Source organism: Chryseobacterium vietnamense, from assembly GCF_031454475.1.
GTDB lineage: Bacteria > Bacteroidota > Bacteroidia > Flavobacteriales > Weeksellaceae > Chryseobacterium > Chryseobacterium vietnamense.
The window spans coordinates 464,615-486,557 of record NZ_JAVDQX010000002.1 but is presented as its reverse complement, the minus strand read 5'-3'; the positions used below and the strand labels follow the sequence as shown (position 1 = coordinate 486,557).

Sequence of the window (21,943 nt, the reverse complement as noted above, 5' to 3'; positions counted from 1 at the left end):
ATTGATATATCATATGAAAGTCACGCCCTGCGTGACTTTTTTTGTCTAAATCTTTCCTTATTTTTACAACATGATTTCTCCGCAGGATTTTCAAAAGCTAAAATATGATACTCTTAAGTATTTCTGGGGTTATACCGATTTCAGAGATTCTCAGGAAGAAATTATCAATACTGTTATCAACGAAAAAGATACCTTGGTTCTGTTACCTACAGGAGCAGGAAAGTCTCTGTGCTATCAATTACCCGCATTATTGAAAGAAGGGACCTGCCTTGTTGTATCTCCTTTGCTGGCATTGATGAAAGATCAGGTCAATCAGCTTAAATCACGCGGAATAGAAGCAGAATATCTGTCTTCTGAACTGGATGAATATGATGCGGAAGCAGTGTACGACCGTTGCAAGGAAGGGCTTACAAAACTGCTCTACGTTTCTCCTGAAAGACTTACCAATACACAGTTTATTCAAAACATGGAGGAAATTCAGTTATCCTTCATTGCCGTGGATGAAGCCCACTGTATTTCGGAATGGGGACAGGATTTCAGACCCAGTTACCAGAATATAAAAGGATTCAGAAATAATCATCCTGAAATTCCATGTCTTGCTTTAACGGCAACAGCGACCCCGAAAGTGCTTGAAGAAATCAAAAATAAGCTGGAACTGAAAAATCCTTTTGTTTTTCAAAAGAGTTTCAAGAGAGAGAATATCAAAATCTTTACCGATGAAGTATCTGATAAATTCCAACGTGTTTTTGATATTTTAAAATACAGCAACGACTCCGGGATTGTGTATGTAAGAACAAGAAAAGAAGCAGAACTGCTGGCAGAATTTCTGAAGAAAAACCAACTGAAAAATGTAGATTATTTTCATGCCGGCCTAACAACCAAGGAAAAGAATGCAAGACAGAATCTTTGGAATAACAGCGATAATCATGTTCTTATTTCTACTAACGCCTTTGGAATGGGTATTGACAAAGACAATGTTCGCTTTGTCATTCACTATTCTCCTGCTGCGTCTCTGGAAAACTATTATCAGGAGATCGGAAGAGCCGGAAGAGATGGAAAAGAAAGTTTTGCTTTCATGCTTTGGAACAAACAGGAATTATTAAATTTTGATCAGGTTTTAAAAAATCAGACCCCCAACAAAGCTGAGTTTTTGAAGATCATCAGCTACCTCTACTCTATTTTTCAGGTAGCAGAATTCGAACTTCCGGAAAAAACATTTCAACTGAACAGCCTTAGTATACAGAATTTCACAAAACTGTCTAAAGCCAAGATCAACAATGTACTCAATTTTCTCCACAACCAGGAAATTGTTTACTACAACGATTATAAAAGCCTGTCTTCGCTTGAACTTTTCATTAAAGCTGATGAGATAGACCAGCTCCCCCAGAAGGATGCCCATTTTATAGAGCTTCTTTTCCGAAACATATCCGGGATTACAACCCACAAAGTAATGTTCAGTGAGCAGCAGGTAAGCAACAAAATCAATATCAGTGTTCCTTTGATCAAAGAACGTTTGAAAGAACTTCAGCAAAAGAATTATCTTGAATATATTGATGGGGCACTGGCAAGTATCAAATTCCTGAAACCCCGCGATGAAAGAGCTGTGAATAGTGCTTACTGGAAATTATTTGAACATATTCAAAGGAACAAAATTCAGAAATGGGAAGAGATGAAATTTTACGTAGAAAACAATGACTACTGTAAAATGAAACTTATCCTAGCCTACTTTGGTGAAAAAAATTCCAAAAACTGTGGTCAGTGTTCTGTCTGTGAAAAAAATAAGCAGTCTATCTTTGGAAAAAATATTTCTCAGCAAATCATCAGCTTACTAGCTAAAAAATCAGCTACTATTGAAGAACTGTCTATCCAGCTCAGTTACCATTCCAAAGAAAATATACTGGAAAACCTGATCTTTCTTTTGGATTCAGGAAAGGTAAGAATGCTGAATTTCAGAACGTATGCGCTGAATCATGAGTAATGAGTAATGGATAATGAGCAATGAGTATTATAAACATTATGATCTCAACCTGCCTAAATCCACTGCTCTCAAACTCTCACACCCTAAAACTCTCTTACCCTCAAACTCCAATATCATCCGACTCTCAGATCAAAAACTTATCTTTGCAGTATGAAATCATTGAAAGTCGTTTTTTTAGGAACTCCTGAGTTTGCAAAAACCTCTTTGGAGGCTATTCATCAATCTCATCATCAGGTGGTAGGCGTTGTCACCGTTGCTGATAAAGCCAGCGGGCGTGGACAGAAAATTCACCAATCCCCGGTAAAAATCTATGCAGAAGAAAATAATATTCCTGTTTTTCAGCCGGAAAAGTTGAGAAACCCGGAGTTTCTCGAAGAACTTAGAAAACTGGATGCTGATGTTTTTGTTGTGGTAGCATTCAGAATGATGCCTAAAGTACTTTTTGAAATGCCTAAAATGGGAACCTTCAATCTTCATGCTTCATTGCTTCCTGATTACAGAGGTGCTGCGCCCATCAATTATGCTGTAATCAACGGAGAAGAAAAAACCGGAGCAACGACTTTCTTTATTAATGAAAAAATTGATGAAGGTAATATTCTTCTTCAGGAGGAAATGGAAATTTTACCTGATGAAAATGCAGGAAGCCTTCATGACAGACTAATGGAAATGGGTTCAGGTCTTGTTGTAAAAACCCTGGATGGTCTTGCTGAAAATGCAATTGAAGAAAAGCCTCAACCCCACGTAGAACATCCTAAAAATGCCTATAAAATTTTCAAGGAAGATACGAGAATCAATTGGGAGCAGCCTTCAAAAACCATTCATCAGTTTATTCTGGGAATGTCACCCTATCCTGCAGCTTTCACCACTTTAAAGATTGACAATGAAGAAAAAGGATTAAAAATATTCGGGGGAAAGTTTGAACTTTCTGTTCATGGAAAACCAGCCGGAAGTCTCGATATTTCAAAAAATGAATTTAAAATCTATACCCAGGACGGAATTTATTATCCTTTGGAACTCCAATTGGAAGGAAAAAAAAGAATGATGGTAAAAGATTTTCTGAATGGCTTCCGAAACTTTGACGGAATTGCATTAAGCTAACAGATCATGATCCAGCATAAAAAAGTCCCGAAGTGTTTACAGATAAACTTTCGGGACTTTTTATTTTCAGCCATCAGCTTTTGCTGACAATTTTCTTTCGGATTCTGCTTATAAATTCCGGAGTTACTCCCAGATAAGCCGCAATCTGAATATTGGTAAGCCGGTTGGCTGTTTGTGGATAATCTTTTAAAAATTCTACATACCTTTCATCTGACGGTTTGCTTAGATTATCAATAATTCTGCGCTGCAATGCTATAATTGATTTTTGAAATTTAAGTCTCATTAATCTTTCAATCTCCGGCATTTCGGCATACAGTTTTTCTTTTTCTTTTTTGGGAATAAGAAGAATTTCACTATCCTCAAGCGCCTGAATATTAAGTTTTGAGGGAATACGGTTTACAAAACTATCAATATCGGAGATCCACCAGTTTTCAATTCCAAAATACAATATCTGTTCGGCTGCATTATGATGGGTATGAAAAACTTTAAAACATCCGCTAACGACAAACCCTTCAAATTCGCAAATTTCCCCTTCTTTTAAGAGGAATTCTTTTTTCTTGATTTTCCTTACACTGAAAGCACTACAGTATTTCTCCAGCTTTTCGTCTGAAATTTCAATATATCCCCGGATATGTTTTTTTAAAGATTCAGTCATGGTTTAAAAATAAAAAAGGTTTAGAAAAATCCTAAACCTTATATTTTATATTACAACAGTCATTTATTATGAAAAATTCATTATTGACTGTTCATTTACTAGAGTTGTACCATCTCAGTAACCTCTACATCATATCCTCCAACCTGAGGTTTGATATTAGGGTTTTGAGTGATTACTTTAAACTTATTGATTCCTAAATTCTTCAGAATCTGCGTTCCGATTCCATAATCTCTGTAGTTGTACGCTAATGTAGGATGCTGCTCCTGACCGTCCTGATAGTTCAGGAACTGCTGAAGCTTTCTCAATGTATTTTCAGAGTTTGAAACGTTATTAATGAAAATGATGGCACCTTTTCCAGCTTCATTAACCATACCTGTTACTTTTTCCAACAGGGGTTTCTCACCATTATTTAATCTTGTCAGTACATCGAAATAAGAATCTGAAGACTGTACTCTTACCAAAACAGGCTCATCTACTGTCCATGTTCCTTTTGTCAATGCAAAGTGGATCTGTTCATTGGAAGTTTCTCTGAAAGCATAAAAATCAAAATCACCATAATGTGTTTTTACTTTTTTCTCTTCAAGTCTTTCTACCAGATTTCCTTTTTTAAGCTGATAATGGATCAGGTCTTCGATAGAAACGATCTTCATATCGTGTTTTTGCGCAAAAGCGTGAAGTTCCGGCAGACGGGACATTGTACCATCTTCATTCATGATCTCACAGATCACTCCTCCTTCTTTCAACCCAGCTAAATTCGTAAGATCGATTGCAGCTTCAGTATGTCCGGCTCTTTTCAATACACCACCTTTTCTTGCACGAAGCGGGAAAATGTGACCAGGTCTCATAAAGTCTGTAGGTTTGGATTTTTCATCCATCAGTGCTAAAATTGTTTTTGCTCTGTCACCTGCAGAAATTCCGGTAGATGTTCCGTTACCCAGAAGGTCAACGGATACGGTGAAGGCAGTTTCTTTAGGATCGCTGCTTCTGCTTACCATTACTTCAAGGCCGAGCTCATCACATCTTTTTTCAGGAAGCGGCATACAGATCAGTCCTCTTCCGTGAAGTGCCATAAAATTGATAATTTCCGGCGTTGTCAGTTCTGCAGCACAAAGAAAATCACCTTCATTTTCTCTGTCTTCATCATCTACTACTATGATTATTTTACCATTTTTAAGGTCTTCAATAGCCTCTGGAATAGTATTTAATTTAATATCGGACATTTTTACTTTTTATTTTTGCAAAGATACTCATAAAAATAAGCATCTGCCAATTAATTATGGATGGTTTATTACGCTTTGGATAAGGAGTCTGCTGCCTCTCTGAAAATCTCGTAAGATCTCAATCTTTTCTGATGATCATAAATATGTGAGTTGATCATCAGCTCATCAACCTGGAATCTTTCCTGGAAATCTTTAAGTTTTTCCTGAACTTCAGCCTGATCTCCGATAAAGGTATATCTCAGTTTCTGCAACACCATGGATTTTTCCATCGGGGACCAGATTTCATCCATATCATCCACGGGTGGAGCAAAAGGTTTTCTGTCGTTTCTTACAATATTGATGAATGCCTGAAATAAAGTCGTGGATATTTTATGAGCTTCTTCTGAAGTTTCTGCTGCCACACCATTAACGCAAGCGATGATATAAGGTTTGTCCAGATATTTTGACGGTTCAAAATGTTCTCTGTAGATTTTAAAAGCCATTTCCATCTGCTCAGGAGCAAAATGTCCTGCAAATGCGTACGGCAAACCTAGTTCTGCAGCCAGCCATGCACTGTCTGTACTGGATCCCAGAATATAAAGCGGGATATCAAGTCCTTCTCCGGGAATGGCACGAACCATCGCATCCGAATTTTCTTTTGAAAAATATCTTTGAAGTTCAAGAATCTGTCTTGGAAACTGTTCGTTGATGATAGCTGGGTTTCTTCCCAAAGCTTGTGCAGTAAGTCCGTCTGTTCCTGGTGCTCTCCCTAATCCAAGATCAATTCTTCCCGGAAACAAAGATTCCAAAGTTCCAAATTGTTCTGCTATGATCAGGGAGCTGTGGTTAGGGAGCATAATTCCTCCCGAACCTACCCTTATAGTTTTCGTTCCGTTGGCAATGAAACCAATTAAAACAGAGGTTGCTGAACTGGCAATACTTTCCATATTATGGTGCTCTGCCAGCCAGAATCTTTTATAATTTAAATTTTCAGCATGATTCGCTAATGATAAGCTGTCCTGAAAAGTATCGTGAATGCTTTTATCCTGCTTTACCGGCGCAAGATCTAAAACAGAAATTTCAAAATTTTTCATATTGAGATCGTTAATTTTTCCAAAGGTGATAGTGAATCTCCTCTGTCAATTTCATATTCTAAATTGAGTTCTTAAAAACCAAACAAATTTAAAACATAAAAACTGCATTAGTTACTTTTTGTAATTAATAAAAACAATTGGTCAGTTCAGGGAAAAACTATTGGAATAAAATTTTTGTTTACATCGTTTTGCTTATGTGAGTTTAAAATTAAATAATCGCATTAAAAAATATATTTTAACAAAAATAATTCAATAAAAAGAGAGATATTCATTATATTCGTATACCAAATTTTTAAAAACTTTAATATGATCAAAAAAACAAACAGCCTGTTTTATAAGCAGATGCTGACAGGAAAAACTGTGTTTATGAGTTTTCTTATTGCAGCTACATTTTCCTCTTGTAGTAAAAACAATGAGGAAATTGCTTCTGAAGCTCAAGCCAATGCCTTCAACGCAGACAATGTAAAAAAAGGACAATTGAATGGCCAGGAAATTACCTATGAAAGAAAAAACGGAATGAATTTCTTTCAGGGAGATATTGTTCTTACAGACAAACAACTATCAGAAGGTAATGAAGTTAATAAAGGCGGTGCCAGTTATTCAAGATGGCCTAATGGGAAAATCTATTATACCATTGCCAGCAATATGGGTTCCATTAATATTAATAAAATCAATTCTGCCATCAGCGAGTACAATAATAAAACGAATACGCAATGGATCTACCGTACCAACCAGTCTAATTATGTTGAATTTATTTTCGGAAGCTCATCAGGATCTGATGGCTGGGCCCATATCGGATATCGGGGTGGAAAACAAACTATTTCTTTGGATCAGTATATTTCTGTAGGCTCAGTCATTCATGAAATGGGACATACTGTGGGACTTTACCACGAACATACGCGTAAAGACAGAGATCAATATGTAAAAATCCTGTGGAACAATATCCAAAGCGGACAGTCTTATAATTTCAATATCTATAATTCCGGAACAGATATAGGACCTTTCAATATTAATTCTGTGATGATGTATTGGCCAACCTCTTATTCTAAAAATGGACTGCCAACGATTACCAGAGCTGATAACAGTAATTTTACTTATAGCAGAACCGGATTTACTACCGGAGACATCAATACCATCAATGCGATGTATCCTTAGTTTTCAAAAAATTCATATCAAAAAAAGAACTCTTATGAGTTCTTTTCTTTTTTATAATTATAATGATTAATTAAAATCCTGATTTCGTTAAATTCAAAATGATTGGGCAGTGCATTTTTCCATTCAGTCAATGTTTCATGCGGGTTTTTGTAGAACTCATCTTCAAAAGCCTTGATCTTATCTGAAGTAATGACTCGGGAAATATCCAGTAATCCCTGCTCGGCAAATTTGGCAAGATGGCCAATAACGGTTTCTTTCACCAATCCTCTTTCCAAGGCAATTTCTCCTATGGTTTTTCCCTGTTCAAACAACTGGAAGGTTAAAACCTGTGACGGAACTTTAGCAATTTTCAGATTGATTTCTTTATCATTCTTTTCATCTAAAAGTTTCGTTTCAAGAAGGTGAATGTCTCTCAGGCTGTTCAGATATTCTTCAATATCTTCCAGCCAGCTTTTAAATTCTTCGTTGTATTGTTTTAAGCCTTTCGCGCCCTTTATTTCGGCATAAAAATCTTTCAAAGGATCGAAAATTTTATTTCTGATTTCTGTAAAGAAGAAGTTAACAGCGCCTTTTGATTTGCTTTCAATTTCGGACCATTCTTCTTTCTGTTCAATAAAATTATTGACTTTCTGAAAAATGATACGTTCCAGTTTTTCAAATATTTTTCCAAGATTTACTGCTTCATGTTTCAGCTGAAGATAAAGCTGTTTGGTTTTAACATGGTCAATATTCTTGGTGACAATGGAAAGGTTATTCCACTCCTCCACTTCTTTCAAAAACCATGTACAGTCTAACGTACGCAATACTTTTCTGATGCTGTAATCATATTTTTCCTGATTCAGGATAGCTTCTACATGATCATTGGCAATAGTATCCGTATGGAAATGCAGAATCCTGTTATCCTTGAAGATTACTTCGGGAGTAATTTTTGATTTTAAAACAATTCCTTCCAAGGTTCTGCAACGGGATAAAGCAACATATACCTGTCCGGCAGTAAAACTTTTCCCGGCATCAATAATCACTTTATCAAACGTTAATCCCTGACTTTTATGAATCGTAACGGCCCATGCCAATTTGATAGGAAACTGTTCGAAACTTCCCAACACTTCCTCTTTGATATTTTTATCCGTATCAAGAAAATATTTTTTCTGTTCCCAGGTTTCTCTTTTTACAACAATTTCCCTCTCACTTTCATCCAGAACAACACGGATTTCGTTTTCGTCCAACCCGATAATCTCGCCCAGTTTTCCGTTAAAATATTTCTTCTCACCGGAAATATCATTTCGGATAAACATGATCTGAGCTCCTATTTTCAATTCTAAAAACTGTTCGTTCGGGAATTGATTTTCTTTAAAATCCCCCACCAGTTTAGCTTCATACACCTGAGGATCAACTTTAATTTCCGCCAGTTTTTCCTGGTTGATTTCATCTGCCATTTTGTTGTGAGAACACAGATATACATAAGATTCTTTTCCCATATCAAAATCAGGATCATATCTTTCATTGAGATGATTAAAGTCTATATTATCCACATCACCGTCACGGATTGCATTCAGAATTTCCAGGAACTCTTCATCAGATTGTCTGTATACTTTTGTAAGCTCAATGGTGACAATTGGAATTTCCTTAATGGCATGGCTGTCAAAAAAGAAGGGTGAATTGTAATACATTTTCAGGATATGCTCATCCCTTACCACCGGAGGAAGTTGAAACAAATCTCCGATAAAGAGCATCTGTACCCCTCCAAATCTCTGATTATTCCTTCTGATAAATCTCAAAGAAAAATCCATCATATCCAGCACATCAGCCCTCAGCATTGAAACCTCATCGATAATGATAATTTCAACCTCTCTCAGAAGCTTCAGCTTATCTTTACGGTATTTGAAATGAGGCATCAGATCGGCAATATTATTGGCCAAACTGGTATCTATCCTTTCTGTAGTAGGAAGAAAGGTTCTTAACGGCAGCCCAAACATGGAATGGATGGTTACTCCTCCTGCATTAATGGCAGCGATTCCCGTGGGAGCCACTACAATATGCTTTTTCTTTGTGCGCCGTACAAAATCATTAAGAAATGTCGTCTTTCCTGTTCCGGCTTTCCCGGTTAAAAAAACGCTTCTGTTGGTATACTCTATTAAGTCAAAAAAATGATTATTCATCTTCGTCAAAAATACGGAAATGAATTTGAATTTCTTACCTTGGCATAAGTTTTGAAAAATTATAAAAAAGAAAACGTTTATTGTGAAAAAAATATTCTTTCATATCCCGGCAATAGTATTGTGTACTACATTAACTTTAGTTTCATGTAATACCTCAAAGAATGCCAATACCAATCTTCCTATTGATATCGCAGACAGACCTGCTGACGAAGACAGTCAGAAATATGAGCAGGCACAGCTGGATAGATTAAAAGCTTCTATTGAATCTGAAGTATCAGGAGAAAAATGTACGGATGCCAGTGAATGGGCATTTGCTCCTATGGGATCAAAAGCCTGTGGCGGACCTCAGCAATACATCGCCTATCCTAAGAAAATAGAAGAAACTTTCTTACAAAGAGTGAATGAGTATACGGATAAAGTGAAAGCTTTTAATGAAAAGTATAATATTACATCTGACTGTATGATGATCACGCCTCCCACATCACTCAAATGTGTCAATGGTAAGATCAGACTTATTACACCAGATAATAATTAACAATAACGCAAAGGTTCTATATCAAATCGAAAAAGCTCTGTCCTCAAACAGAGCTTTTATATTTATTTTAAATAGATCAATGGTGAATTGTGCTTCGCAAGTGAATAGTGCATTTTACTGCCAAAAATAATTGACAAACGCAGCGAATTGACGATTCGCTATTCGCCAAACAACCTAAAATTGATGATCCTTCACATTCTCCTTGTACCATGATGAATATTTCACGTAGTTATCTGCAATTCTGTTCACCTCTCCTTCCAGTAACTGAGCATTGATATCTTTGATTTTTCTTGCCGGAACTCCTCCCCAGACTTCTCCGGATTTGATATGGGTTCCCTGAGTCACTACAGAACCAGCTCCTACAATAGAGTTTTCTTCTACAAGACAGTCATCCATCACAATAGCTCCCATCCCGATCAATACATTATCTTTAATGGTACATCCATGAACAATCGCGTTATGTCCGATAGAAACATTGTTACCGATATTCAAAGGATATTTCTGATAAGTACAGTGCAGCATTGCATTATCCTGAACATTCACCTTGTCACCCATTTTGATATAGTGAACATCACCTCTGATCACTGCATTATACCAGACACTGCAGTCTTTTCCCATTGTAACATCGCCAATAATGGTTGCCGTTTCTGCTAAAAAAGTATTCTCTCCGATCTGTGGTGCTTTTCCTAAAAGCTGTTTTATTAGTGCCATAATATTAATTTGAAATGTGAAAATGTGCCCAATTGAAAATTAAAATACCCTATCTTTTCTGATATCTAACTTCTAAATTACAGTGATAGCAAAAATCTAACTCTCAATTTTCAGCTTCTAACTTCTAATGCGTATTTTTGTATCTCAAATTTAACGAAAAAATGCGTACCGTACTTATAGAACCAACTGAAAACCCAAAAGTGATGAAATTTGTAGCAGATTACAATCTCATCCCGGGTTCTTTAGAACTGGACAGAAATTCAGATATTTCAGAAATTCCTTTGGCACAGGAACTTTTCAATTATCCTTTTGTGGAAAGAGTTTTCATTACCGCTAATTTTGTAGCTGTGGCAAAACAGGATACCATAGAATGGGAACATGTTGCTGAAAGTCTGAAAAATGTGATTGAGGATGAATTACTGGCCAACCCGAGAATTTATCTTCAGAAGAAAAAAGAAATGTATCAGATTTATGCTGAAATGACTCCGAATCCGAATGTAATGAAGTTTGTTTCCAGCAAATTACTGATGGATGGTTTTGTAGAAGTAAAATCGAAAGAAGCTGCTGAAGAAGTTCCTTTAGCATTGGCTATTTTTAAAGAGTTTGATTTTGCAACGGAAGTTTTCATTTCGGACAACTTTGTAGCCGTTACAAGAGATAATTCTGTAGAATGGCACCAGGTGATGATGACTGTTCGTGCACTTATCGCTGAATATCTTCAGAACGGAGGTGAAATTTCGAAAATAGAACCTCAGAAACATGAAAATCCTGTGGAAAAAATTATCAACAGAGATTATACTGAAGATGAGCAGAAAATTTCTGATATTTTAAATGAATATGTAGCTCCTGCTGTAGAAAATGATGGTGGAAAAATTTCTCTGATGGAATATGATCAGGAAAGTAAAACAGCAAAAATGCTTCTACAGGGTGCATGCTCCGGATGCCCAAGTTCTACTGCTACTTTGAAAAACGGAATTGAAAATATTTTAAAGCAATTCGTTCCGGACCTTGTAGAAAGAGTGGAAGCTGTAAACGGATAAAACAATTGAAATGCCTCCCGGAAAGAAAATTTTGGTGATTATTGGAAGTGCTTCGGCAAATTCCAGCAATCAGAAACTGATGGAACAGGTGCTGGAAAAGACAGACAACACAGATTTTCAGCTGTATGCTGATCTATCTGTTCTTCCGCATTTTGATACTGCATTAACTGATGATCATGTTCCGGAAGAAGTTCTGAAGATCAGAGAGGATATTAAAAACTCCGCAGGTGTTATATTTTCTACACCGGAATATATTTTCAGCATTCCCGGAAGATTAAAAAATCTATTGGAGTGGTGTGTTTCCACAACAGTATTTTCTGAAAAACCTGTTGCTGTGATCACCGCATCTGCCAGTGGAGAAAAGGGGCATGAAGAGTTGTTGTTGATTTTAAAAACTCTCGGAGCCATAGCAGATGATAAACATCAGGCATTAATAAAAGGGATAAAAGGCAAATTTGGAAGCAATGGCTTACTGGAAAGTAATACCTTTGCTAAAGTATCAAAATTAGTAACAGATTTTAGAACTTCTGTTTCATAATTAAAATTTAGAATATTGAATAAGAAAGGAATTTTACTAGTCAACCTCGGATCACCGAGATCTACTTCTGTAAACGATGTAAAGGAATATCTTGATGAATTTCTGATGGACGAAAGAGTGATTGATTACCGTTGGATCTTTCGTGCCCTTCTTGTACAGGGAATAATCCTGAAAACAAGACCAGCAAAATCTGCTGAAGCGTATAAAACGGTTTGGACGGATAAAGGTTCTCCTCTGATTGTCATCACTGAACAGATTCAGAAAAAGCTTCAGAAAGTAGTAGATGTTCCTGTGGAAATCGGAATGAGATATGCACAACCGAGCATTGAAACCGGTATTCAGAAACTGGTAGATCAGGGAATCACTGAAATCGTTCTTTTTCCTCTGTATCCTCAATATGCGATGAGTACAACGGAAACGGTCATTGAAAAAGCCGAAGAGGTAAGAAAAAAGAAGTTTCCAGGTATAAAAATTAATTATATTCAGCCTTTCTATAACAGAGATATTTATATTAACTGTCTTGCGGAAAGCATTAAGGAAAAGCTTCCCGAAAATTTCGATGCATTACAGTTTTCTTATCATGGAGTTCCGGAAAGACATATTTATAAGACAGATCCTACGAAGACCTGTAATCTTAATGACTGCTGTTCCAGGGATGATAATCCAAGCCATCAGTTCTGCTACCGTCATCAATGTTATAAAACGACACAGCTTGTCATTGACAAATTAAACTTACCTAAAGAGAAGACTATTGTTTCTTTCCAGTCAAGATTAGGAAAAGACAAATGGATTGAACCCTATACCGATGAAACATTGGAAACAATTGGTAAAAAAGGGATCAAAAACCTGGCTATTGTATGTCCGGCTTTCGTTTCTGACTGTCTTGAGACCCTGGAAGAAATTTCTGTAGAAGGAAAAGAGCAGTTCATGCATGGCGGCGGTGAAAATTTCCACTATATCCCATGTCTGAATGATGAAGACCGATGGATTGAAGTTGTAAAAACGCTTTGTGAAGAAAAACTGAATGATTTCTATTTGGTATAATCTTCTTTACTTACAATATACAAAAGGCCGCAGGAATTAACTTGCGGCCATTTTGTTGACATATATAAAAAAATTTGGTGCTATTTTTTAATCAGGTTTCCTGCTTTCTCTCCGTTTACCAATACAATATATACTCCCGGAAGAATATTGGAAGGAAGCTGGATGTTAAGCTTATTTACTCCATCTGTAATTTCTACTTTCTCAGAAATTTCTTTTTTACCTGTAAGGCTTACCAATTCTACAATTCCTTTTCCTGATTTTCCTTCAAAGTTGATGGTAAATCTGTCGGTTGCAGGATTCGGGCTTATGGTATACAGGGCTGTTTGTGCTGCTGCCACTTTTCCTGAAGGAGAAGTTCCACCTCCTACACCTACAGCATTCCAGGCATTGGTAACCTGTGTTACTTCATTGCTGCCTGATCCATACAGATCTGCGGCTGCCTGAAGAGAATAGGTTCTTGCATTCGCATAGGTAGAAGAAGACGTCAGATAAGTTGTCAATGTTCTGTAGGCAATGGCCCCAGCCTTATCGAGTCCGATTCCGGAAACATTATAAGCAAAACCTTTATCGTTCGTACCTGACCCTCCTGTTACTAATAAATAATACCAGAAATTAAGTACTCCTGAATTGGTATGCACTCCGCAATAGTCATTGGACTGGCTTGGAGTAACACAACCCGAAGTTGTAGTAGTTTTCCAATAGGTTCCCATATAAGTATCCGGCTGGCTGTACGCATTAGGATTGGCCATATTTCTGATTACATAATTGAAATCTTCTCCCAGTGTCCAGCTTGCCTGTGTAGGTCTTGCCCAACGCTCAATGGTATTTCCGAAGATATCTGAGAAACCTTCATTCAATGCTCCGGATTCTCTCTGATAAGCAAGATTAGCCGTTTTAGAAGTGAGCCCGTGTGTAATTTCATGCCCACATACATCTATTGCTGTCAAAGGTTTTCCACCGTTGGTAGTAGAGCTTCCGTCACCATAAGTCATTCTGGAGCCATCCCAAAACGCATTAAAATAGTTGGTAGAATAGTGAACATAAGATTTTATGGCGAAATTATTATTATCAATACTCTTACGTCCGTATTTTGTGTAGAAATAATCCACTGTCATTTCTGCTCCCCAATGAGCATCGGTAGCATACTGATCTTTATTGGTATTAACATTATTCCAGTTATTGTCTGTATCTGTAAAGTCTACCGCAGAAGCATAGCTGGTTCCCTTTTTCAGATTATAGGTTTCTACTGAAGTTCCCGCATTTCTTCCGGTTTCTCTTAAACGATAGCTTCCGTTATAAGAATCTGTGGTGATGTTGCGGGTTCCGCTATATCCTGTAACGGCTGATCCCGGTGTGTTTACTTCATGAATAATGGCATCTACTCCAAGTACTTTCCCATTTTTAGCATCTACAAAAACATATTGTCTGCTTAATGGTTTTTCTGCATAGATATCAAATTTATAAGCGAGCCTTAAATCATTCAGCTTGTCATCATCAGGATTTGAATAATAAACCAGTTCACCTTTGGGAGCATAGCTTGCATTGGGATCACCGGTTTCTTTTTTAAGAAAATCTTCCTCTTCTTTATTTTTCCATTTATAGGATTCTGCTCCTACAAATGACAAAGCACTCTGTAAAGCTGCATTTTCAGCAAGGCTGGCATTTTTGTCAAGTCCTTTTGGAACTTTAACAACCCATTTTCCGGATTGTCCTACAATTTTACCGTCTTTCGTTTGTACCGCCATCATTCCGTATTCTACAGGAATATCATTTACGGTCTGTTGAAATCTTTGAGTTTCAAAACCCAATGCATCTTTTTCTAAGCCTAGTTTACGGGCCTGTCCCGGAGAAAGTCTCTGAGAAGCTTCATCAAATAAAACAGGGCTTCCCTGATAGGCGGGAGCATTTTTTTCAAATCTCATAAATTCAGCATGCAGTCCGCTTTTACCCGGAACTAATTTCGATGGAGTGTTTTGTCCAAACACAAAGGAGCAGGCGGCAACACTTGCCACTAAGATAAATTTCGTTTTCATATTAATATTGGTTGATTGTGGTGACGAATTTATAAACTTTTCACAATAAAACAATAAAAACAATGAATAAAATTCAATTGATATTATAAATCAATAAATAAAACACAATAATGATTTTAAAAAAAAGAAAATTATTTAAACATAATTTTTTCGTAATGTGAATTTTATATTAAAAAATTTAATTAAAATCAAAATTTTGTGAATTATTTTTTTCACTATGTAGTGCATTATATTATGAAAAAATTAGTCATAATATAAGATTTGAGAGATTAATTCTTTTCAATATAGACAAAAAATAGGACTATATTAAGAGACAGTCCTATTTTTTATGTATATTTTAAATTATAATTACTTACCGTTTATTGGCAATGGGTGTTCTGAATTCTCCATATCCCATTAAACCATCATAATTTCTTCCAAATGGCGCATAATAAAGAAAGGCCTGATAAAGGTTTTCTGTCTGCCAGAAATTACCATTCACTTCTCCAAAATTCAGAGCGCCATTTCCTTCTTTTGTAGCCAACACATAGTTATAAAACCCTTGTTTAAGGAATATTTTCGCTACATACTGCTTGGTGGATGCGTCATACTGCATCTGATTTTCCTTGCCTGGCTTATAATTATTAAATCCTCCGAGCACATAAATTTCTTTATCCACAGGATCAGAGTCCAGATAGAAATGAACCCATGAATAGTCAGCTTCTCTTTCCGCATCTCTCTCTCTTCCCAAGTCGTTTCTTCTGTAATACCATGCTCCATTCACATCCGGCTGATACTGATAATTTAAAGGAAACGCCCATACCGGATGAAGGTAAGTCTGGTTGACATCATCTTTTATTTCAGTAGCACGCACCATATCCGCTGCCATGTTCATATTTTTATTATCGAAATAATAAAACTCATTGTCTCCCGGAAAAACAAGATTCATCTGCTGGAATAACACCTGATTTCCTAAAACACTACTAGGCTTAAGATTGGAAATCACCATATTCGGGTTGTTATTCTGCATCACATTCATGGTGATAGAATTGACATTGGAAGAAATATCACCCCCTTTCGGAGAAACATTCACTTCTACCCTCTGATTAACATTGGGATTTTTTGCATCCGCAAATCTCGAAATATTTAAACCCACAGCGGTTACATCTTCTACCAGATAGAATCTTTTTTTGAAAAGTGGCTGGTCTGCCGAATCTTTGTAGACAATCAGCTCATAATTCCCTGAAACTTTTAATTGAATTTTATCATTCGGAAAAACCAGTTTATAATGCGTATAAGCCTGCAATGTATTGAATGAATACTGAAACTGGTCCAGCAAAGCATTCATACTTCCGGTAGCAAATTCTGTAAAAAACAGATTATCTTCATTCCAGTTTCTGTCATAATGCTTGAAGGTATATCTGTAGATCTGACTGCCGTTTGTAAGATCATCAAAACCTAAAAACAATTGTTCACCTATCTTAATTACAGGGGTTTCATCATTAGTCTGAGGATTGAACAGCTGAACACTTTGGATATTTTGTCCAAAAACCAGTCCGCCCAAAGAAAGTAAGAGTATTCGCAAAGTTTTCATTATGACGAAGATAACGAAAAATAGCCATTTTCTTAATAATATCGTATTTTTGAATAAAAAATATTCAGTTATGCTTCAGATTCAAGGATTCGTATTCAACTTTGCGAGTGAAAATACTTATATCATCTATAACGAAAATAAAAATGCCTGGTTAATCGATCCGGGAAATATGAATGCTCAGGAAACTCAGGCCATTGATAATTTTATTACAGAAAAGGAGCTGAAGATTCAGAAAATTCTTTTAACCCACGCCCATATTGATCATGTATTGGGACTCCAGTGGGCTTTTGATAAATTCAATGTCCCTGTAAATATGCACAAGGACGATCAGGAAGTACTGGATATGCTTCAGGCAAGCGGTATGAGATTCGGAATGCAGATCAACCCTGTAAAAGTGAATATAGAATATGTGAAGGAAGGTGATGAACTGGATCTGGATGGAGAAAAGTTCAAAATCTATCATGTTCCGGGACATTCTCCGGGAAGTGTAGTCTATCATAATGACACCCAAAAATTCATGATTTCAGGCGATGTTCTTTTTGAAGGAAGTATCGGAAGAACAGATCTGTATAAAGGAAATTACGACCAGCTGATTGAAGGAATTAAATCGAAACTTTTTATTTTAGATAATGACACCCAGGTTTTCTCAGGACATGGAAATCCTACATCGATTGGTTTTGAGAAACAGTATAATCCGTTTTTGAAGTAAACAATCTATTTAAACCTCACACAGATAATGCAGATTCCTTCGAGATGAAATCATTAAGTTTATTTAAAAATACTCATATCGCTAACCATTAAGAAGGATTTAAGTAATAAGAATAGTTAAGATGAATCATTCTGATTTTTAAGCTTAAAGCGCAGCTTATCTTAATACTCTCAAATGCTTAATTATATAAATAAAATTTAAACATAATTAACAGGTCGCTCCTACGGAGCTTTATTTTACGGTGATCTCATTTTTCTACTAACAGTTGATCCCGATGGGATCAAATTTAGCTCTAATGGGAGCTAGCTGTTCATAGAACGTATATGTTTTAACGTTAGAGCTCCGGAGGAGCGACCTGTTAATCCATGATATAAATATTGATATTTCCAATGTATTTAGACTTTTTATCGGAAATAATAAAAAAATACAAAACCGTCAGAAATTCTAACGGTTTTGCTGTTATAAAGAAATAGAATTTAGAAATCCAGTGTGATGGATGCTCTGGCAGCGGCTCCCATAATAGGTCTTGCCATGATGATTCCGTCTCCATTTGGAGAACCTGCTCTTGGATCACCTTCTGTGATTCCGATGGTATTAAAGATATTGGTTCCATCCACTGCAAAGCGTATTTTCCCTAGCTGATAAGACATTCCCGCCCCAAATTCTGTGAAAGAAGGCAACGTCTGTACGTTCTTTTCATCCTGGAAACGTTTTCCATAATAATTCATACTTACATAGGCTCTCCATGATTTGGTAATATTGACTGCCGGTGAAAGATTAAAATAAAACTTCGGCATTCTTCTTACTACATTTCCTTCAAGAACACTTCCTGCTTCAAGATTCTTATATTTTGGGCTTTGAATGGTTCCATTAAAGGTAACTTCCAAGATATTATTGAATAATCGGGCATAACCTTCTAATTCAACTCCATAATTTTCTGTATTGGCAAATGTATTTTCAGACTTTCCATCTGAGAAGATATCTGTAAATGACAGGTTTTTTAATGTGGAATAGAACGGAATCACTGCTACATCAAAAGTACGCGAGTAATATTTATATCCAACCTCCAATTGGTTTGTTGTTACTGATTTTAAAGGTTTATCAGGGTTTGGATTGGAGAAATAGTTGTAATAAGCTTCCTCATTCGGTGATCTGAAACCGTTAGAAAAACGTGCATACACTGCATTCTCTCTGTTGATTTTATAATTAGCCGCCGCAGTGAAGGATACTTTATCAATATTATAATTCCAATAGGTATATTTGTTTCCCAATACACTCATATTATCATCAGCGGTTGTTGTGTTGAAGCTGTGAGTTCCATCAGTTGTTAACCCTGAATTATTTAAATTCGAACTTGTTGTATTGGCAAAATTTCCTTTGTAATAATCGTGGCTGTAACGAAGACCTCCATTTACACTTAAAGCATCGGTAATGTTGTAATCAAGGTTTACATAAAGGTCATTCAAACTTCCCTGAGTCTGAGTTCTTCTTTGTAAGAATGTCATATCCATTACTCCGTTGTAGGTTTTAGAATACCCATTATCAGACGGACTCATAGAAGGGTTTACCAGATTTAAAAGCTCAGGTCTGTCCGTAGCAGTTGCCAGAACATTACTCCAGTTCCAATATTGCTGAGATTTCCAGTTGGATTTGTAAAATCCTGCGGTAACATTTCCTTTATCGAATTTATAATTGAATTGTAAGTCATTCACGAAGTTATTCATCTGCTTGTCGATTGCCCAGAATCCTAATTTTTGTACATACTCAGGGTTGACAACAGCTCCGTTGCTTACCAGAGAATACTGATAGTTACTCATTCCAAGTCCACCGTCTTTCACAGCATCAGTGGCATATTTAGAAGCTAGTTTTGGGCCTCCTGCCGGGAAAATCCCAGTATAATTCATATTGATATCGGTATATCTGGTTTTGTTTAAAACCGTGAAATTATTTCCAAGATCATATTTAAATTCAGCACCCAATACATCTACTTTCGGATGGATTCCATCTTCAAGATTTCTGTTGAAAAATCCGCCTCCTGCCTGTGGAATATTCAGCTGGCTGATGGCTCTGTAGCTGTAGGTTCCATAATTAGGATCAAACCCCTGGAATCCTTTCAGCTTGTTACCGTTTTGTACCAAAGGAATCGGAAGGAAGAATGTATTTCTGTCATCCAGTTTTTTGTAATATACTTTTACATACCCTTTATCGAAAACATATTTCAGGTTCATTCTTATCTGTCCGCCGTTATTGGCTTTGAAACCTGTTTTTCTGATTCCGTCATCTGTTCTGTAAAAACCACCGACATTAAAAAATAATTTATCCTGAACTAAAGCTCCTCCCACGTTTACATCGGTACGCATTAATCCATAAGTACTTGTTTCAAGTTTTGCTGTACCTCTGAAATCATTAGTTCCTTCCCTGGTAATAAAGTTGATCAGACCTCCTGGAGAATTCGTTGCATAAATAGATCCGGAACCTCCTCTCAAGGCTTCCATACGGCTGACCGAATTGTCTACACGGAAAAAGTTATCTGCATTGGCAAACTGAAGCGCTCCGTCTTCAAAAACCGGAAGACCGTCTTCCTGAACCTGTACAAATTCGTACGCTCCTGCAGAAGGAATCCCTCTTGCAAAAAGGTTGTTTCCTACTTCTCCTCCTGAAGTTTCCACGGCAAATCCCGGAACTCTCTGTAATAAAGCAGCAGCACTGATCGGATTCTGCTTCTGGATTTCTTTGGCACTAAATGTGGAAATCGCTGTACTGGATTCTATTTTTTTCTTTGGATTTGAGTTTCCTGTGATGACAATCTGATCGATAGAGGAAACTTTTGCAGAATCCTGCGGCGTTTCCTGGGCATAAGCATTATTAAAATATAATGTAGCTGTTGCGGCGATTAAAAAGATTGATTTTTTTTTCATAGCCTTATTTTTATAGTTAGTTTCAGTTTTGTTGTAATTGTAAATACACTCCATTCGTCCAACCGAATCCGTCCTGATTGGGGTATTCCCCGCCGCCTGCTATTGTTTCTGTGTCTAATGCATTGTATTTTTCCATCAGTTTCCCGGTATTTTTGTAGACTCTTTCTACATTGGAACACCAGTTGTTTTTAATTTTTTCTGCCAGCTCATCAAAGCCGTAATTTTTCATTGCTTTAAAGCCAAGCCATTGATAAGGAGCCCACGCATTGGGAAGATCCCACTGCTGCCCTGAGTTTTTAGTGGTGGTAACAAGCCCGCCACGATAAAGGAACTTTTCAGCAACAGTGTTGGCAACAGCCTCAGCCTGTTTCTGATCTGCAATACCCAGGAATAAAGGGTAAAGAGCAGCAATATGTTCAGACGGTGTTTTTGTGTTTTTTTTTGTGTGATAATCTTTATAATTGTTAGTATTTCCATCCCAGAAATATTTATTGATCATCTGTCTTCGGCTTGCTGCTCTTTCTGAAAAATAATTTTCTTTTTCACTCAGATCCTGAAGTGCTGAAGATTTTGCCAAAGTCATCTCCAAATGCCATAAAAGGCAGTTCAGATCAACCTGTGCAAGATTCAGAGTTTCTATCGTCTGTATATGTTCTCCGTCCGCAAACCATCTGCTGGAAAAATCCCAGCCTGATTCACAGGCGCTTCTTATATTTCTGTAAAATTCTTCTCCTGAAGCTGTTTCATGATCTTCAATATCGATCAGATAACTTTCGGGACGTGGTGCATTTTCTGCATCGTAATAACGGTTCAGAATATCTCCGGCTGCTGTTCTCACCACTCTTTTTACCCTGGAATTGTTTTCAAGCTCTTCTTCACCATTCATCCAGAAAGCATATTCTTTGTTCAATGTTTCATGGTATTGTGTATAAATTGTTTCATCATGCGTTGTTTCAAAAAGGAGATCAAGCATTAATGAAAAGTAAGGAGGCTGCGATCTGCTCAGGAAATGCGTTCTGCTGGCATTCGGAACAAATCCTACATTTTGGATCAGGTAAGAACAGTTTTCAATAATGTTTTTCATCATTTCCACTCTGCCGGACACTTGCAGTCCAAGCATGATAAAATAACTGTCCCAATAGAAAAACTCATTAAAACGGCCTCCGGGAACAATGTAAGGTTTAGGTAATTTTAAAAGAGTACCCTTTTCTTCATACGCTGTACGGGTAAGCTCATCCCACAACTTTTCGATATGTTCACGAATGGGAAGCTGGTCTTCTCTCTGCACAGAAACTCTTGCCCCTAAAAAGTCAAAATGAGTCATCACAAAATCTTTCAGATCAAAACCTTCTGCATTTTTTGATTGTTCATAGTCCTCATTGATCTTTGCTATGGGAAACAGAGGAACTGCATCCGTCATCATTTTCTGATCTTCAAAAATTTCAGATCTCTGTACATCATCAAACAGACTTTGAATTTCGTTTATATAAAGCTGATTACTCAT

At 36.8% G+C, this 21,943-nt stretch carries 17 protein-coding genes; 8 read left to right on the top strand and 9 right to left on the bottom strand.

All coding sequences use genetic code 11. From position 1 onward, the window contains the following. The first annotated feature begins 70 nt into the window (after positions 1-70). Both J2786_RS11445 and fmt read left to right on the top strand, forming a co-directional pair. Positions 71-1,978: a RecQ family ATP-dependent DNA helicase gene (locus J2786_RS11445; RefSeq protein ID WP_310025242.1), complete on the top strand. Its 1,908-nt coding sequence runs from the start codon at positions 71-73 to the stop codon at positions 1,976-1,978. 150 nt (positions 1,979-2,128) lie between these two features. Beyond that, positions 2,129-3,076, top strand: coding sequence for a methionyl-tRNA formyltransferase (gene fmt / locus J2786_RS11440; RefSeq protein ID WP_047434939.1), 948 nt, complete (start codon positions 2,129-2,131; stop codon positions 3,074-3,076). 73 nt (positions 3,077-3,149) lie between these two features. Here the strand turns inward: fmt and J2786_RS11435 are convergent, their stop codons facing one another. The 3 genes from J2786_RS11435 to J2786_RS11425 form a co-directional block, all read right to left on the bottom strand. After that, the gene (locus J2786_RS11435; protein ID WP_047434941.1) at positions 3,150-3,731 is read right to left on the bottom strand and encodes a Crp/Fnr family transcriptional regulator; all 582 of its coding nucleotides are present in this window, start codon (positions 3,729-3,731) and stop codon (positions 3,150-3,152) included. Between the two features lie 98 nt (positions 3,732-3,829). Continuing rightward, on the bottom strand, positions 3,830-4,951 hold the full coding sequence (gene ribB / locus J2786_RS11430; RefSeq protein ID WP_047434942.1) for a 3,4-dihydroxy-2-butanone-4-phosphate synthase: 1,122 nt from the start codon (positions 4,949-4,951) through the stop codon (positions 3,830-3,832). Between the two features lie 68 nt (positions 4,952-5,019). Beyond that, the gene (locus tag J2786_RS11425; protein ID WP_047434944.1) at positions 5,020-6,024 is read right to left on the bottom strand and encodes an LLM class flavin-dependent oxidoreductase; all 1,005 of its coding nucleotides are present in this window, start codon (positions 6,022-6,024) and stop codon (positions 5,020-5,022) included. A 306-nt stretch (positions 6,025-6,330) separates the two neighbouring features. Between J2786_RS11425 and J2786_RS11420 the strand changes: the two genes are divergently transcribed. Further along, entirely contained in the window at positions 6,331-7,179 is an 849-nt protein-coding gene (locus J2786_RS11420) for a M12 family metallopeptidase (RefSeq protein ID WP_047434947.1), read from the top strand. 32 nt (positions 7,180-7,211) lie between these two features. On the opposite strand, the gene J2786_RS11415 is transcribed toward J2786_RS11420, so the two are convergent. Continuing rightward, positions 7,212-9,338: a helix-turn-helix domain-containing protein gene (locus tag J2786_RS11415; protein ID WP_047434949.1), complete on the bottom strand. Its 2,127-nt coding sequence runs from the start codon at positions 9,336-9,338 to the stop codon at positions 7,212-7,214. Positions 9,339-9,420: 82 nt separating this feature from the next. Between J2786_RS11415 and J2786_RS11410 the strand changes: the two genes are divergently transcribed. Next, a complete protein-coding gene (locus tag J2786_RS11410) occupies positions 9,421-9,873 on the top strand; it encodes a hypothetical protein (RefSeq protein ID WP_047434951.1) in 453 nt (150 codons plus the stop codon). Between the two features lie 174 nt (positions 9,874-10,047). On the opposite strand, the gene J2786_RS11405 is transcribed toward J2786_RS11410, so the two are convergent. Then, the gene (locus J2786_RS11405) at positions 10,048-10,584 is read right to left on the bottom strand and encodes a gamma carbonic anhydrase family protein (protein ID WP_034694954.1); all 537 of its coding nucleotides are present in this window, start codon (positions 10,582-10,584) and stop codon (positions 10,048-10,050) included. A 161-nt stretch (positions 10,585-10,745) separates the two neighbouring features. On the opposite strand from J2786_RS11405, the gene J2786_RS11400 reads away from it, so the two are divergent. The 3 genes from J2786_RS11400 to hemH are packed head-to-tail and all read left to right on the top strand — an operon-like array spanning position 10,746 to position 13,206. Then, positions 10,746-11,624: an iron-sulfur cluster biogenesis protein NfuA gene (locus tag J2786_RS11400; protein WP_047434954.1), complete on the top strand. Its 879-nt coding sequence runs from the start codon at positions 10,746-10,748 to the stop codon at positions 11,622-11,624. A gap of 10 nt (positions 11,625-11,634) precedes the next feature. Further along, entirely contained in the window at positions 11,635-12,162 is a 528-nt protein-coding gene (locus J2786_RS11395) for an NADPH-dependent FMN reductase (protein WP_047434957.1), read from the top strand. 15 nt (positions 12,163-12,177) lie between these two features. Continuing rightward, complete coding sequence (gene hemH / locus J2786_RS11390) at positions 12,178-13,206, top strand: ferrochelatase (RefSeq protein WP_047434959.1); 1,029 nt, start codon at positions 12,178-12,180, stop codon at positions 13,204-13,206. A gap of 80 nt (positions 13,207-13,286) precedes the next feature. Here hemH and J2786_RS11385 read toward each other — a convergent pair whose 3' ends face one another. Further along, positions 13,287-15,239: a M4 family metallopeptidase gene (locus J2786_RS11385; protein ID WP_052187131.1), complete on the bottom strand. Its 1,953-nt coding sequence runs from the start codon at positions 15,237-15,239 to the stop codon at positions 13,287-13,289. Between the two features lie 352 nt (positions 15,240-15,591). Next, a complete protein-coding gene (locus tag J2786_RS11380) occupies positions 15,592-16,812 on the bottom strand; it encodes a type IX secretion system plug protein (protein WP_310025232.1) in 1,221 nt (406 codons plus the stop codon). Between the two features lie 70 nt (positions 16,813-16,882). On the opposite strand from J2786_RS11380, the gene J2786_RS11375 reads away from it, so the two are divergent. Further along, complete coding sequence (locus J2786_RS11375; RefSeq protein ID WP_047435896.1) at positions 16,883-17,521, top strand: MBL fold metallo-hydrolase; 639 nt, start codon at positions 16,883-16,885, stop codon at positions 17,519-17,521. A 476-nt stretch (positions 17,522-17,997) separates the two neighbouring features. Here the strand turns inward: J2786_RS11375 and J2786_RS11370 are convergent, their stop codons facing one another. Further along, on the bottom strand, positions 17,998-20,439 hold the full coding sequence (locus tag J2786_RS11370; protein WP_047435897.1) for a TonB-dependent receptor: 2,442 nt from the start codon (positions 20,437-20,439) through the stop codon (positions 17,998-18,000). Positions 20,440-20,461: 22 nt separating this feature from the next. Then, positions 20,462-21,943: a trehalase family glycosidase gene (locus J2786_RS11365; protein WP_047434964.1), complete on the bottom strand. Its 1,482-nt coding sequence runs from the start codon at positions 21,941-21,943 to the stop codon at positions 20,462-20,464.

Coding starts and splice junctions, on each gene's coding strand:
- J2786_RS11385 (WP_052187131.1), bottom strand. CDS start 15,239: ATGAAAACGAAATTTATCTTAGTGGCAAGTGTTGCCGCCTGCTCCTTT.
- J2786_RS11420 (WP_047434947.1), top strand. CDS start 6,331: ATGATCAAAAAAACAAACAGCCTGTTTTATAAGCAGATGCTGACAGGA.
- ribB (WP_047434942.1), bottom strand. CDS start 4,951: ATGTCCGATATTAAATTAAATACTATTCCAGAGGCTATTGAAGACCTT.
- J2786_RS11400 (WP_047434954.1), top strand. CDS start 10,746: ATGCGTACCGTACTTATAGAACCAACTGAAAACCCAAAAGTGATGAAA.
- J2786_RS11445 (WP_310025242.1), top strand. CDS start 71: ATGATTTCTCCGCAGGATTTTCAAAAGCTAAAATATGATACTCTTAAG.
- J2786_RS11365 (WP_047434964.1), bottom strand. CDS start 21,943: ATGAGTAATCAGCTTTATATAAACGAAATTCAAAGTCTGTTTGATGAT.
- J2786_RS11380 (WP_310025232.1), bottom strand. CDS start 16,812: ATGAAAACTTTGCGAATACTCTTACTTTCTTTGGGCGGACTGGTTTTT.
- J2786_RS11375 (WP_047435896.1), top strand. CDS start 16,883: ATGCTTCAGATTCAAGGATTCGTATTCAACTTTGCGAGTGAAAATACT.
- J2786_RS11425 (WP_047434944.1), bottom strand. CDS start 6,024: ATGAAAAATTTTGAAATTTCTGTTTTAGATCTTGCGCCGGTAAAGCAG.
- fmt (WP_047434939.1), top strand. CDS start 2,129: ATGAAATCATTGAAAGTCGTTTTTTTAGGAACTCCTGAGTTTGCAAAA.
- J2786_RS11435 (WP_047434941.1), bottom strand. CDS start 3,731: ATGACTGAATCTTTAAAAAAACATATCCGGGGATATATTGAAATTTCA.
- J2786_RS11370 (WP_047435897.1), bottom strand. CDS start 20,439: ATGAAAAAAAAATCAATCTTTTTAATCGCCGCAACAGCTACATTATAT.
- J2786_RS11405 (WP_034694954.1), bottom strand. CDS start 10,584: ATGGCACTAATAAAACAGCTTTTAGGAAAAGCACCACAGATCGGAGAG.
- J2786_RS11395 (WP_047434957.1), top strand. CDS start 11,635: ATGCCTCCCGGAAAGAAAATTTTGGTGATTATTGGAAGTGCTTCGGCA.
- J2786_RS11415 (WP_047434949.1), bottom strand. CDS start 9,338: ATGAATAATCATTTTTTTGACTTAATAGAGTATACCAACAGAAGCGTT.